Source organism: Aromatoleum evansii (assembly GCF_012910805.1).
GTDB classification, from domain to species: Bacteria; Pseudomonadota; Gammaproteobacteria; order Burkholderiales; family Rhodocyclaceae; genus Aromatoleum; species Aromatoleum evansii.
Genome location: NZ_WTVK01000017.1, coordinates 25742 through 39396, shown reverse-complemented (window position 1 = coordinate 39396; position 13655 = coordinate 25742). Strand labels below are relative to the sequence as shown.

The following is a 13655-nucleotide window of genomic DNA, read 5'->3' as shown; positions in this document are numbered from 1 at the left end:
CGAGGGTAAACATGGAAATCTTTCTTCAACAGATCGTGAACGGCCTCGTCGTCGGCAGCGTGTATGCGCTCGTCGCCCTCGGCTACACGATGGTGTACGGCATCCTGGGCCTGATCAACTTCGCCCACGGTGACCTGGTGATGGTCGGCGCGCTCACCGCCCTGCAGACCATGATGTTCCTGATGGGGGTGGCCCCCGGCATGTCGCCGATCGCGATGCTGACGCTGTCGCTGCTGGTCGCGATCCCGGTGTGCATGCTGCTCGCCTTCACGATGGAGCGCCTCGCCTACCGCCCGCTGCGCAACGCGCCGCGGCTCGCGCCGCTGATCACCGCGATCGGCGTGTCCTTCCTGCTGCAGACGCTGGCGATGATCATCTGGGGGCGCAACTACCACACCTTCCCGCAGCTCATCTCGACGACGCCGGTGCAGCCGATCGAGGGCGTGTTCATCACCCCGATCCAGATCACGATCGTCATCGTCTCGGCCCTGATGATGGCCGGCCTGGTCCTGCTGGTGACCAAGACCAAGCTCGGCCGCGCGATGCGCGCCACCGCCGAGAACCACCGCGTCGCCGCACTGATGGGCGTCGACACCAACATGATCATCGCGCTCACCTTCGTCATCGGCGCCGCGCTCGCGGCCGTCGCGGGCGTGATGTTCGCGAGCAACTACGGCATCGCGCACTACGGCATGGGCTTCATGCCGGGCCTGAAGGCCTTCACGGCGGCCGTGCTGGGCGGCATCGGCAACCTCGGCGGCGCAATGCTGGGCGGCATCGTGCTGGGCCTGGTCGAATCCTTCGGCGCGGGCTACATCGAGCACCTCACCTTCGGCTTCCTGAACTCGTCCTACCAGGACATCTTCGCCTTCATCATCCTCGGCCTCGTGCTCATCTTCCGGCCCACCGGCCTGCTGGGTGAACGCGTGTCCGACCGGGCATAACGCGGGAGTGACAAGAACATGAACGAACTCGCACTGGCCGTTCCCTGGCTGGGCAAACGCAACCCGCAGGCCGCGCGCTGGCTCGTGATCGCGATCGCGATCGGCGCGCCGCTGGTGGCGATGATGTTCGGCCGCACCTGGGTGCGCGTGCTGGACTTCGCGCTGCTCTACATCCTGCTCGCGCTGGGCCTGAACCTCGTCGTCGGCTTCGCCGGCCTGCTCGACCTGGGCTACATCGCGTTCTACGCGGTGGGCGCCTACACCGCGGCCTTCCTCGCGTCGCCGCACTTCGACCTGCACATGCCGATCTGGATCGTGCTGCCGCTGGCGGCCTTCTTCGCGGCGATGGCGGGCATCACGCTGGGCTTCCCGGTCTTGCGATTGCGAGGGGACTACCTCGCGATCGTGACGCTGGGCTTCGGCGAGATCGTGCGCATCTTCATGAACAACCTGAACTACCCGATCAACATCACGAACGGGCCGCAGGGGATCAACGCGCTGGATCCAATCGTGCTGTTCGGCTGGGACCTGTCGCGCAACGTCCAGGTGACCGAAGAACTCGCGATCAACTCGCTGTTCCTGTACTACTACTTCTTCCTCGCGTGCGTGATCGGCTCGATCATCTTCATCCAGCGCCTGCAGATCTCGCGCGTGGGCCGCGCGTGGGCCGCGATGCGCGACGACGAGCTCGCCGCCAAGGCGATCGGCATCAACACGCGCAACATGAAGCTGCTGGCGTTCTCGCTCGGCGCGACCTTCGGCGGCGTGTCGGGCGTGCTGTTCGGCACGTTCCAGGGCTTCGTGTCGCCCGAGTCGTTCTCGCTGATGGAGTCGATCGCGGTGCTGACGATGGTGGTGTTCGGCGGCATGGGCAACATCGCCGGCGCGATCGTCGGCGCGATCATGTAGCGGCGCGCGATAATTGGCACCGAATTGCGCGAAAATTGACACTCGCTTGAGCTTGGACCCTGCGCAAACGAATTGCGCCTGATCCAATATCCCTACCGGCGCGTTACACCGTCTGATCGACGCCCGTCAGGGCGGGTGCCGGCCCCTCGATCACTCCCGCTCGTACATACACATGTTCGCCGACCGCAGCCTCGCCGCGGACGCGCAGTTGTGCGCCGTCGCTGAGCTGAATCGTGACGCCGTCGGCGTGCGCGGCCACGACCTCGCCAGTGAGGAGTGGCGCGCCGGGGAGGAGCGCGATCAGGCGCTTATATGGGTTCCAGCTCATGGGTTTCCACCTGGATCGTTTGCCAGAGTTGCGGGTAATCGTGGCTGACCTCGAGCGCGCGGCTGAGGCCGAGGCGAGGCGTTCCGGACTCGATGTAGCGGATCAGCTTGCCCGGGGTAATCAGGCCGGTTTCGGGCAGCACGGGCAACCGGAGCGTGATGCGCGCTTGGCGGCCGGTGTCGGAGAGCGCGGCGAGACCACGTTGCCGCGTCATCTCGGGGGCCGTTGCGAGCGAGTCGACGATCTGCGGGGCGACGCGGTCGGCGCCGGTGCCGGTGCGCAGGATGCGGTCGTGGCGGCCACCCGTGGAACCGCCGGTCACATAGACGGCGTTGTACGCAGCCCGATCCGTCCATTCGATCCCTTCGACTTCGACCACGTCCTCGGGCAGCTCGAGGTCGGGCGTGAGCGATGACCACGCCCACGGCGCGGCCGGATAGCGCGGCAGCACGATGAGCGTCTGGTCGGAGGCGTGCCCCTGCACATAGGCGCCACCAGCTTCGGCGATGCGCGTCGCGGCATCCATATAGGTGCCTTGATGGCTCCATGCACCGGCCGGTACGAGCCAATCAGTGATGCGCCAATCCACGGTCCAGCCGATCGACACGCCGTTGATGGTGAGCGCGTCCTCGAGGAGCTGGCGGGCGGTGCGTGCCTGGGCGTTGGTGCGGGTTTCGATCGCGGCGTAAGGATCGGCGAGCCATGCGGCGCGGCCGCGACCGGAGGCCTTGACCCATCCATCGCCGAATCGCCGCTCACGGCCGATGCGCTCGACGACCAGACGCAGGGGGGACCCGTTCAGGGTGGCGATGAGTTCGACCTGTTCGCCCAGCGCCGGCGATCGCACGGTGCCGAACGCGCTGGCGGGGAGTGTCGCGCTCCAGCTCCAGGTCCAGCTGTCGACGTCGATGCTGGCCGAGAACTGACGGGCGGGCACGGGCGCGCCGTTATCGGCCCGCACGAGGGTAACGGTGTTGATCACTAGGTAGAACTCCCGAACGGGGATAACGACGCCAGGCGCCGGCGGCCGGTTACCGAACCGCAGATTCGTCGTGCCGTCATTGAGGCGCCAGAACAGCAGATGAACGGGGCTGCTGTAGGGGTTCGGAACCGGCGGCTCGGTAACGGGGTCGGGGCGCCACATTCCGACCGGCAGCGGTACGGCCTGCTGGTGGCGGATGCTGCGGCGGATAGCGGTGGGCAGGCCGTTGTGGGCACGCGTGCGGGCGGCACGGTCGAGCGGCAGACCCGATTGGTGATCGGCGCGCCGGTGCTGCCGCGTGCGGATCTGCTCCGCATGACGGGGCCGGGAACCGGCAGCGGCGGCGAGTCCGGACTGGTGCCGCTGCCGGAGCGCACGACGGGCGCGCTCATGGTCGGCGTGGCGAGGACGCAGGCCGGACTCAAGCGCGGCGCCGTGTTGGTGGCGCACCCGGGAGGGGCGCTGCGTGGGCAGCATCCCCTGGTCGCGCGGGCGGGTTCCGGTCGCCAGCGGCAGCGCCTGTGCGTGCGGGGCGTCGCCCGGCGTGGGCGCCGGCCGCATTGCCTGTTGGGGCGTCACGAGGCCCGCGGAAATGGCGAGCGACGAGGCGTGACGGGGGGCGGCGCGAGGCCCAACGACGTCGGGGAGCGCGCTGTCGTAGGTCACGGCGACATCGAGCGACAGGGCCGGGATCTGCGGGGCCGGCAACGTCGCCGCGAGGGTGACGGCCTGCAGCTGCTCGCCGAGGGCAGCCAGCTCGAGGGCCGGGAGAATCGGCGCGGGTAGCGTCGCGTCGATCGTGACGCCGACGGGGGCCTCGATGGCTTCCAGCGTGAGCGACAGCGTCGGCAGCGGGAGGCTGGCCGACAGCGTGCCGGTGACCAGGACATAGCTGTCGCCCGTGGCGGCGAGGGCCAGCGCGGGCGGTTGTGCCGCCGGGAGGGTTGCGGCGAGCGAGCCGGTAACGTCGGTCTGCGTGGGGGCGTCGGCGAAGCGGAGCTCGACGGCCCCAGGGGTCGTCGTAACCGCACGCCAGAAACGCAGATCGACGGCCACCGATTACCCCTGCAGGATCGCGGACGTGATGCGCACGAAGGCCCCCACGGCGAGCGTTACCACCTGCAGCTTGATTTCGCCGCTGCCGGCCTCGTCGGAGACCGAGGCGTCGGCCCACCAGGCGCCCGCGCCGTCGTAGATGCGGGCCCACACAGCGCCGCCCGCGACGGCGATCTGCCCTTCGATGGGCACCGTGAGGTCGATGCGAAACAGCGCGCCGTCGACGGTGCCCGGCGGGTTGGACATGGTGACGGTGACGAGCGGCGAGCCACCAGGAGCGGCGCCAGGGGCTGGGCGGACGGTGCCGTAGAGTTCGACGTAGGGTGCGGCGGGGCCGGAGTCGAGGAGATCGAACGAGGCCTGCAGCGCGGGCAAGCGCGCGGCTGCGTTGCGCGCATTGGTGTGAGAAGTGGAGAGGTCCATGTCAGATCACATTCGGCATCGGGGTTGGGGTGAGACCGACTTTTGCGACCGGGTCATTGACGCCGGTGTGGTCATACGTGATCACAGCGAACTTGGCCGCCGCATTGATATAGTCGAAGCGCCACGCTCCCGTAACGGGGTCAGACCACACGGTCCGCGAGAGACGCCCGGGGAACGCCAGTTCTGTCCGAGAACTCGTTTGTACGATCAGATGCACGCGCCGACTTACGGGCGCATCTGGCGTACCGGCAACCTTTGTTGTCCCCTCGAGGTATCCGGTTCCGCCGGCCAATGCATCGGTGGCCACCATGCGACGCAAGATTCGCCCGCTCATCGCCACGGCCCCGTGGTGTCAATCACGAACGCTCCCGGGCCTATATTGGAGTTCGACTTCTGCACCACGAATCGCCGGCCGGGGAGACCTGCGATGCTCGTCTCGAGCGCGCCGTCGGTCAATTGAGACTGCGAATGCAGCGGCCCGTATACCCCCGGCAGCACCCCCCGAATCACGGCGCCGTTCTCCCATATTTCAATGGGGGTTACATATAAAAGTCCACTTCCGGGGGCCGGATAATCGAGTCCGCCAAAGCCAACGCCGCTCCCCGTCAACGGGTGTGCGAATTCGCGAGCCCTGACCGCCCCCGCTGCTTGCGAATAGGCTCGCGGCATGAAACGGCCGGCATTGTTGTTCACCGTCAGCAGATTGCCCATCGCAGAAAGAGACGTGTTTTCGCCGCACGTAAGCAGCACAGCGGCCTCATCGGTTGGCGATTCGCGCAGCAAATCCCCGAACCAATGCGTCTGCCAGGTCGTTCCGTCGTATTGGACAGAGATTTCAAACCCGCCCGCATCGGCTCGAATGCGCCACGTCCGTGCGGTCCCGCTCGCCGCACTGCTCTTTCCCCAATACCCGCCGCCCGCCACCAGGGCTTCTGTCGGGAACGGGCCCGTGCCGGTGTCGACATCCGACATCGTTTCGTAGCCGATCACCCGAGCGTAGGTCGCGATAGAGTCATCGACCCGGAGAAGCTTGCCGGTCGCCGTCACATCCCCCGACTTGAATGCCGCCTTGTTTGTCGCAGAAAAGGCCTGGACCCAGCCCGCCGGGGCGCGCAGCGCGGTCATCGTGCCGGCAGCGCTCCCGTCCGGCATGCTGCCGACGTCGAACGTGAAGGTCGTTGCAGCGCCTGAACTCAGACGCCAATCGCCATTGAGCGCCGACAGCGCTCCGGTCACCCCGGCGATGCGGATCACGTCGTTTGCGGCGAATGGGTTACCCGCGCTGATCGTCGCCGTGGCGATGCCGCCCGAGACTGAGATGCTATTGACCGACCGGGGGTCGAATCCGTCCACCAAACACGCCTTCAGCAGCGCGACAAGTGAGCCGGCTGTACCCGCTAGCTGCGGACCATTGGGCATGGTGCTGTTGTACGAGCGCACCGCGTTATTGATGATTGCCATTGCTGCAGGCCTCCCTTACGGCCGATCGATGTTGCCGAGCGCGTAAATCTCGCACCCGTCGGCGCCATCTCCGGCGGGCATGTCCGATTGCTGAATCGAGCGCGCGAGCCACATGTCAGCGAGCGCGCCCACGGTGTTGATGCGCACGACGTTGCCGGCGCTCCAGCCGCCGCCGTTGGCCGCGACGGGGATGGTGAGATAGGGCACGCCGCCCGAGCCGTCCGGGTTGCGCGTGCGCGGGTTGATGGGGGCGATGTCGCTGGTGAATGCGCCGCTATAGACGAGGCCGCGCGTCTCGCCGATGAGTTCGACGTTCGTGGTGTTGGTCCAGCGCAGCAGCCAGCGCTCGGTCTCGGCACCCTCGTTCGTCACGGTGATGGGGTGCGCGATGGTGTCGAGCGTCGCCGTCGCCGCCGAGCCGACGATGTTGTCGACCCAGGTGTTGTCCCACGTCGCCTGGTCCCACACGGCCGACACGCGGGCGCGGCGGTCACCGTGGATGAGGCACGAGGCGACGAGCGTGCCCTCGACCGGATACGTGTGCGTGAGCGCGCGGGCGAGCGTGAGCTGGCCGCTGATCTGTGCATCGGTGATCTGGCGCAGGTCGCCCACGGTGTGGCGTACCGTCACGGGCATGACGATGCCGGTGACGTCGGTGAAGGTGACGATACCGGTGTCGCGGTTCAGCGTGTAGCCGGCGGTCACCGTTGCGCCGTTGGCGTCGATGACGCGCACCCAGGCGATACGGGTCCGCCCGCAGTCGATGGTGCCGCCGTTGGCGACGGTGGCCGGCGCGGTGTCGGCGACGTTCATCACCATCACGACATCGCCGGGGCGGTAGATCGGCACCCGGCCGTCGGGTGGCAGGCGCACGGGGTCGATGCCGAGGATGTCCGCGTTGAGCGGCAGGTAGGTGTAGCCGACGGCGTTGTAGCGGATGGTCGCGGGGATCACGTCGCGCGGCGTCCAGACGGTCGCGACCAGCTCGCCGAATTCGAGCCACGCCGTGCCGAACTCGTAGTTCACCTCGCCGCGCACCAGGGCGCCGCTGATGTTGCCGTCGCCGTCGGAGGTGGCCGAGATCAGCGTGCCGTCGGCGGCCGTGGCGGTGATGCTGACGGAGGTCGGCTTCAGCGGCGCGATCGGGGCGCGGAACGATGCCGCGACGGCGGTGAACTCGCCGTACTGGGTCAGGCAGCTAATGACCTGCAGGCCGAGCGCGGTGTTGTTCGCCCAGCTGGTGATCTTTGCGCGGCCGGTCGAGTAGTCGATGCTGCCGGCGGCAAGGCCGGAGCCGGTCGTGACGCTGGGGTCCTTGTACAGCACGCCGCCGCGGTCCACGTAGATGCTGCCGGCGATCGACAGCATCACCGACGAGGCGACCGTGGCGTCGCCGACGGTGGTCGTCAGGTCCAGATCGAGGCCGGCGGTGCTCAGTGCAACCACCTCGCCCGTGATGGCGTTGGGGTCGAACGCAGCGGTATCGCGCTCGACGGCGATCGACGACACGCCCGCGAGTGAGGCCGACTCGACCGGGCCTTCCCACGACTTTATGTTCTCGGTCCACATCATGACCATCACCGACAGCGAGGCCGTGAGGGTGACGACGCCCGTCGCGGCATCGAAGGTGCCGACGGGCTGCTCTGACCATGACACGCGGTAGGTCTGCAGCGTTGCCCCGCCGGCTTTCACGCGCACCTGCCCGCCGGTGGTGATGAACGCCGACGCGCTCACGTTGCCCTTGCTCGTCACCACGTTGAACAGCATCGTGCCGCCGTTGCGGAACGGCGCCGTGCCGGGAACGGTGAATTGCCCGCCGGAGATGGTGGCAGTGGTGCCGCTCATCAGCCCCGTGCCATTCCGCCAGGTGTAGGCGTTCGTCACGCTCGCGCCCGAGTCCGGCGGCGCCGTGAATTCCAGCGCGACCGCCCCCGTGGCGTAATCAATGGTGCCCGTGACGCCCGTGCCGCTGATCGAGCCGTTGGCCGATGCGTCGGTGGCGTTGCGCGACACCCCGCCGACCGGGTAGCTCGCGGTGTAGCTGCCCGGCACAACGGGGTGCTGCGCCAACGTGAATTCGAGCCGCAGCGTTGCGGCGGCGTCTTCCGTTGCCCCGGCCCGCACCACGTAATGAACCGGCGAGCCCCACGTGTACAGGATCTGCGAGCCGGCATCCGGCAGCGCGCCGAGCGTGATCGAAACGGCGCCCGTCACATAGCTGATCGTGCCCGCCCCATACGACGCCTCGGCTCCGACGATCCCGCCCGCGCCGTCGTCCGTGAGCAGATACCAATTGCCCTGCGCCATGTAGGCGATCTGCAGCGAGCCCGGCGCGGGGATGGGCGCGAGCGTCAGCACCCAGTTGAGCGCGCGGTTCTCGACCGTGACCGACTGCGTGCGCGTGTGCGCCTGGTTGGCGGCTGCCACGCCCGGTCGATACGTGATGTTCGCGGTGCCCGAGGCGGCCGGCGCGTTGCTCGAGAACGCGATCTCGCCCGTGGCATGGCTGATGGTGCCGATGATCGTCGTGCCCGACAGGACATTGCCCGCGCGGTCGTCGGTCACCGTCACGGCGCCCACCGTCACCGACACCGTGCCCGGCATCGCCCCGCCACGCAGCACGAGGCGCAGGTTCGGGCCGATGGCAGCGCCCACCGCGGTGTAGGTGAGATCCGCCGCGGACGACGCGATCATCGGCGCCACCCCGTCGGCCAAGGTGCGCGACACGAGCGGGGTTTCGGTCTGCGCGCTCGGCACCAGCTGCGCGAACATCGACGCGGCACGCACCTGCAGATCGCCGATCGCCGCCGCGAGCTGCAGCGGCTGCGCGCCGTAGTAGCGCGTCGCGTCGGCGACCGAGGTGTCGCGGATACGCGCTTTGCCGATGTAGGAGTACGCGGATTCAACCCGCGCGATCGAATGGCCATTGAAGTTGTAGCGCAGCGCGTCGGAGATGGTCAGGGTGACAATCCAGCGCGTGTAATCGCCGACGCCATCGGTGAAGGTCGCCTCGACGAACCCAACGCCCGTGACGCGCACGTACTGCTCCGTCTCGGTGGCGAGGCCCTCGTCCTGGACGATGCAAAGCGTTTTACCGATGGCGGGCAGCTGCGAGCCGACGCGCTGAATCAGCGAGATCGTCTGCATGCCGCTGATGTGGTTTTCGTTCAGGTAGCCGGGCCAGGTCGTCCCTTTGAACAGATACGCCTGCACGCGGCTGGCCGCCTCGGTACGGGTGTCGAACGGGTCGTTCGTCGCGAACAGCGTGTAGCTGAGGGCGGGATCGGTCGGCAGCGCGGTGATGACGGTTTTCGCGCCGGCATAGAGGCTCGTGCCGAGCTCGCGCACGGCGATGAAGATCTTGCGCAGGTTGAACCGGCCGTAGGCGCGGTCGAGGTCGCTGATGTCCTCGAAGACGTTGTTCATGGCGCCGTCGACGATGACGGTGCCCGTCGCCGCGCCGCCGCCTTCGGGGACGTCGGCCATCACCTGGGAGGCGACGAAGACGATGTTGTTTTCCTGAATTGCCATCGGGCGTTACTCGGTAACAGTCATAAATCGAAGCGTCGCCAGCACCCAGTCGGCGGGCTGTGGGTCGGCGTAATGGACGAGCGGGCGGGCCTCGAAGGGGCCGCCGTCGTGGTGGCGGAACACGACCAGGCGCGCGACGCCGCGCAGCGTGAGCGTCAGGCGCAGGTCGGGCGTGTCGGCCCAGGCCTGCAGCTGCGCCATGTCGGCGCGGGTCATCCAGGCGCTCGAGTCGTCCTCGTTGCGCAGCGTGATCGGGCGGCCGGCTTGGCGCAGGGCGGCCTGGATGATCGGCTTGCCGGTGAGGCCGCGCGTGAAACTCTGTTCGGTCGCGGCCCAGGCGAATTCGTCGTCCCAGAGGAGATCGGGGTCGAGGGCGAGCGTTGTGGCGCCGGCGGTCAGGGTGATGGTCATGAGGATCTCGACATCTCGCGCTCGAGCTGCTCGAAGAACGAGTTCAGGGCCGCGGCGTCGTCTGCGCCTGCGACATTGACCTTGCGCTGCAAGTAGCCGGAGCGAAGGGTCACTTCGTAGCGGTTCGTACGGACGCCGGTGCGCTCTTCCTCGGCGCGCTGCTTGTTCACGAAGTCCGCGGCCGCTGTCAGCGCCGCGTTGTTGGCAAGGTTGAGCTTGCGAAAGTAGTCGTCCGTTGAAAGCGGACGCATCTGCGCGAGCTGCTGGTTGTAGAACGCGTTGTAGGCTTCGCGGAACTGGTTGCCGAGCATTGGATCTTCAACGAGCCCGCGCCGCATGGCTTCCTGGAACGAATCGCCGCCGCCGACGGTACGCATCCCGCCGTCGGTTGAACGCGACGAGGTCGCATCGGACGCGGCGTTTGCGCTGCTGGCCGCCTCCTCTGCAGCAGCTCCGATCTCACCGAACTTCGCGGCGGCCTCTTCTGCCGCGTCGCCGAGCGCGGCGGTTGCCGCTCTGCCTTCGCCCATTGCCCGCACGACCGTCCTGCCTGCGGTGTCCGCCTCGAGGCTCAGGCCGTGCTGTGCCGCTTGAGCCTTGAGGGCCGCATCGGCGACGCCACCGTTCGCGGCGATCGCACGCTCGGCGTAGGCGCGAAACGCCTGCTGCAGTTCGCGGGCCGAGGCCGTGCCGGACGAACGGATCTGCTCGAACGCCGTGCGCGCCCGCGCGGCCGCTTCGCCCAAGGTCGCATCGGTGACGACGCCCAATTCCTTGAACGCTTCCGTCACACCGTTGACGCCGGGCGTCGCCTCATCCGCCTTGCGACGGATCGCATCCAGGGCAGCAACCACGGCGGACTCGGCCAGCTTGCCTTCCTCGCCCAGTCGCTGCACGGTCGTTGCGAGGTTGTCCAGCTCGGCTCGGTTCGCGGCCGCCTTGATCGCCCCGTCGATCGACTGCTGCAGGACGGCGCCGGCATCGACGCCGGACGCCTGCAGGCGGTCGAACTGGCCGGCCAGAACTTGCACCGCCCCATCGGCCTCGCGGAACTTCGCGGACATCCCGGTCAGGGCAGCATCGGCATCTACACCGAGGCGCTGGAGCGCGGCGCGCGCCTGGGAATCGAGCGCGACGCCGAGCTGCTGCGCGGACAAGGATCCGCGGTTGAAGGCCATTTCCGCCTGGATGCCGAAGTCGCGCAGGTCGGCCACGCTCAGCTTGCGCAGGCGCTGCGAGAGCGCGATCTCGATCTGCTCGCCCGTCACTTGTGCGCCGGCGCGCAGTTGGTCGAGGCCGGTTACCAGGGCGGCGATGCCGTCCATGCTCGTGAGGTTGGCCGTCTTGACGACCGAATCGAGGGCGCCAGCAGCATCCTGCCCCTTCGCCCGCAGCTCCCCGAAAACCTTTTCCATTTCGGTGAGCTTGAAGCGTGCTGCCTCGGCGTTCGTCGCGACGAGCTCGATTTCCTTCGCCGCGTTGTTCGTCGGCGTGCTCTCGAGCATCTTGCGGACCGCCTCGTCGGCCTCTTCGGCGGCGGACTTGGCGCGGAAAAACTCGGTCACCAGAGACACGACGCCGGCGACAACGCCGACGACAGCGAGCGCCGGCAGGGCGCGCCCGAGCGTTAGCATCGCACCGGTCGCGGCACGGCCGGCGGCGGCCAGGCCTGTGAGCGCTGCGGCCTGCGCCGTGGTGGCTGCGGTGCTCGCGGCGGTCAGGGTGATGTAGCCGCGCAGGGCCGCAGCGGCCTTGACGGCTAGCGCCGCGGTCACGAGCTCGCCCGCTTTGACTGCAGCGTCGGCGATGTTGTCGAGGTTCGCGGCGACCATGTTCAGACCGGCGGCGACCGTGTCGGACGCGCCCGTCGTCTTGTCCAGCTGACCAATGAACACCTGCCACTCGTTCGCCAGGCGCTGAGTCGCCTGGCCGACCGTGTCCGGCAATTTGCCGAACTCGGCCTCGATGGCGGCCGACTGCGACTTCAGCGCGGCGACGACGACTTCGGCGGTTAGCTTGCCGTCTTCGGCCATGCCGCGGAGCTCGCCGCGCGCGACGCCGAGGCCGTCCGCGAGCGCCTGCATCAATCGCGGGGCGGCCTCATTGACGCTGTTGAATTCATCGCCGCGCAGGGCCCCACTCGCGAAAGCCTGCCCCAGCTGGGTGATGGCGCCAGCCGCCGCGGCGCCGGCCGTGCCAGAGACGGCGAAGGCTTTGTTGATCGTGTCGGTGAGCTGCGCGACGTCGGCCTGGCTGGTGCCCAGCTCGCGCGTCGATTGCGCGAGACTGCCGTAGAGGCCGCCGATGGCGTTGATGTCGGCGCCGGTCTCGTTCGCGCTGGTGCGCACCGATTCCATTGCCCCGGCAAGGTTCCCCGTGGCTCCGACCGCCAGACCCAGCCGGGCCTCGAGCAACTTCGCTGCATCGGATACCGGAGAGAGTGCAGCGGCGAAGTTCGCAACTTGCGAGACGGCGAACGCACCGCCGATCAGACCGGCGATCGGCCCCAGCCGTGCGGGCAGGGTTGCGAGAGCGCCGTCGAGGGCACCGACTCCGGTCGCGGAAGCTGTCGCTGCGCGTCCCAGATCTCCAAGCTGCTGCGCCTGACGTCCGACACCTGCCTCGCGGCCGATGCGCTGGATGCCGTCTGCGACTGGAGTCAGAGTCGGGGCGGCGCGCTGGCTCTCGGCGCCAATCCGCCTGACGTTGTCGGCAACGGCCGAAAGGCTTTCGCTGCCTTCGGTCTTGACGATGACACGGGCGGATGCGGTGAGTTTCGACATGGGGGTCTGGGCGGCCGGAGTGCGGTAAGAGTGGCGGCCCTATCCTGATGACAGGGCCGCCCGCGATCAGTCGCGATACTCCAGGGTGAAGGGCGGCAGGCCGGCGCCGGGGATCTCCAGGCGTCCCTTGAGCGGCACGTCGGTCAGCTCGCCGCTGAGGAAGTCCCACGCGTCCTGGCTCGACACCGTCGCCTGCCCGGCGCGCAGGATCATGTCCTTGCGGGTGACCAGGTTGATACCGTCGAGCTCGAACTTGAAGGTGCTGTTGTAGTTGCGCGCGCCGAGCAGCTTCTGGCCTGCGATCGCATCCTTCGCGCCCGACACGTGCACCGCACCGGCGGCGATCGCGCCCGTGGAAAGGGCTTTCAGGAAGCCGAGCCGGCGATTCAGCTCGTAGTCGGTCCCTTCCACGTAGGTCACGGTGCCGGCCGCGTTCTTCACCGTGATACCGGTTGCGGCGAGGTTCTCGTGGCCGATCTCGACCCACGCGTCGAGCACCGCGGTGACGGCGACGTCGGTCAGCGTTCCGGAGGCGACGGTCAGCGTCTCGATGACGGCGGAGAGCTGCATCGCGAAGATCTCGCGCGTGATCTCGGAGAGCGTCAGCTCGAACTCGGTGGGCTGCGGCACGCCGAAGCTCACGAAGGCGTTTCCGTAGGTGTCGCGGCCCTTGGAGATCTTTTCCTTGATCTCGCTCGGCGTGGCGATCGACAGGGCGTCGCACTCCAGGCGCTGGCGGGCCGAATAGAGGCCGGTGGCGTTGTCCTTGAAGGCGAGGTACAGGTCGCCGGCGAAGAGTAGTGCGTTGGTTTCGGCCATTTTCAGGG

The 13655-nt window shown here is 68.0% G+C and carries 10 protein-coding genes and 1 pseudogene; 2 read left to right on the top strand and 9 right to left on the bottom strand.

Translation table 11 applies throughout. The features are described 5' to 3' along the window. The first annotated feature begins 11 nt into the window (after positions 1-11). Both GO615_RS10655 and GO615_RS10650 read left to right on the top strand, forming a co-directional pair. A complete protein-coding gene (locus GO615_RS10655; protein ID WP_169127762.1) occupies positions 12-944 on the top strand; it encodes a branched-chain amino acid ABC transporter permease in 933 nt (310 codons plus the stop codon). An 18-nt stretch (positions 945-962) separates the two neighbouring features. Further along, a pseudogene (locus GO615_RS10650) lies at positions 963-1850 on the top strand (ABC transporter permease subunit); the annotation flags it as partial. Between the two features lie 106 nt (positions 1851-1956). Here GO615_RS10650 and GO615_RS10645 read toward each other — a convergent pair. From GO615_RS10645 to GO615_RS10605, 9 genes are all read right to left on the bottom strand, one after another. Continuing rightward, positions 1957-2181: a hypothetical protein gene (locus tag GO615_RS10645; protein ID WP_169127760.1), complete on the bottom strand. Its 225-nt coding sequence runs from the start codon at positions 2179-2181 to the stop codon at positions 1957-1959. Next, positions 2162-4219, bottom strand: coding sequence for a hypothetical protein (locus tag GO615_RS10640; RefSeq protein WP_169127758.1), 2058 nt, complete (start codon positions 4217-4219; stop codon positions 2162-2164). The genes GO615_RS10645 and GO615_RS10640 overlap by 20 nt, the downstream gene beginning before the upstream one ends. A gap of 3 nt (positions 4220-4222) precedes the next feature. Further along, on the bottom strand, positions 4223-4642 hold the full coding sequence (locus GO615_RS10635; RefSeq protein ID WP_169127756.1) for a hypothetical protein: 420 nt from the start codon (positions 4640-4642) through the stop codon (positions 4223-4225). A gap of 1 nt (position 4643) precedes the next feature. After that, positions 4644-4976, bottom strand: a complete 333-nt coding sequence (locus GO615_RS10630; RefSeq protein WP_169127754.1) for a hypothetical protein — start codon at positions 4974-4976, stop codon at positions 4644-4646. Beyond that, a complete protein-coding gene (locus tag GO615_RS10625; RefSeq protein WP_169127753.1) occupies positions 4973-6103 on the bottom strand; it encodes a hypothetical protein in 1131 nt (376 codons plus the stop codon). Before GO615_RS10625 ends, GO615_RS10630 begins: the two co-directional genes overlap by 4 nt. 15 nt (positions 6104-6118) lie before the next feature. Continuing rightward, positions 6119-9634, bottom strand: a complete 3516-nt coding sequence (locus GO615_RS10620; RefSeq protein ID WP_169127751.1) for a hypothetical protein — start codon at positions 9632-9634, stop codon at positions 6119-6121. A 6-nt stretch (positions 9635-9640) separates the two neighbouring features. Further along, positions 9641-10045 carry a hypothetical protein gene (locus GO615_RS10615; RefSeq protein ID WP_169127749.1) on the bottom strand — a complete coding sequence of 135 codons (405 nt, stop codon included), beginning with the start codon at positions 10043-10045 and terminating at the stop codon, positions 9641-9643. Beyond that, entirely contained in the window at positions 10042-12828 is a 2787-nt protein-coding gene (locus tag GO615_RS10610) for a tape measure protein (RefSeq protein ID WP_169127748.1), read from the bottom strand. The genes GO615_RS10615 and GO615_RS10610 overlap by 4 nt, the downstream gene beginning before the upstream one ends. Positions 12829-12894: 66 nt before the next feature. After that, positions 12895-13647 (bottom strand): phage tail tube protein, encoded by a 753-nt coding sequence (locus tag GO615_RS10605; RefSeq protein ID WP_169127746.1) that lies wholly within the window; start codon positions 13645-13647, stop codon positions 12895-12897. Positions 13648-13655: the final 8 nt, after the last annotated feature.

Bases quoted from the DNA above. Each gene is read 5' to 3' on its own strand.
- GO615_RS10620 (WP_169127751.1), bottom strand. From the start codon at position 9,634: ATGGCAATTCAGGAAAACAACATCGTCTTCGTCGCCTCCCAGGTGATG.
- GO615_RS10655 (WP_169127762.1), top strand. From the start codon at position 12: ATGGAAATCTTTCTTCAACAGATCGTGAACGGCCTCGTCGTCGGCAGC.
- GO615_RS10605 (WP_169127746.1), bottom strand. From the start codon at position 13,647: ATGGCCGAAACCAACGCACTACTCTTCGCCGGCGACCTGTACCTCGCC.
- GO615_RS10625 (WP_169127753.1), bottom strand. From the start codon at position 6,103: ATGGCAATCATCAATAACGCGGTGCGCTCGTACAACAGCACCATGCCC.
- GO615_RS10645 (WP_169127760.1), bottom strand. From the start codon at position 2,181: ATGAGCTGGAACCCATATAAGCGCCTGATCGCGCTCCTCCCCGGCGCG.
- GO615_RS10610 (WP_169127748.1), bottom strand. From the start codon at position 12,828: ATGTCGAAACTCACCGCATCCGCCCGTGTCATCGTCAAGACCGAAGGC.
- GO615_RS10635 (WP_169127756.1), bottom strand. From the start codon at position 4,642: ATGGACCTCTCCACTTCTCACACCAATGCGCGCAACGCAGCCGCGCGC.
- GO615_RS10615 (WP_169127749.1), bottom strand. From the start codon at position 10,045: ATGACCATCACCCTGACCGCCGGCGCCACAACGCTCGCCCTCGACCCC.
- GO615_RS10630 (WP_169127754.1), bottom strand. From the start codon at position 4,976: ATGAGCGGGCGAATCTTGCGTCGCATGGTGGCCACCGATGCATTGGCC.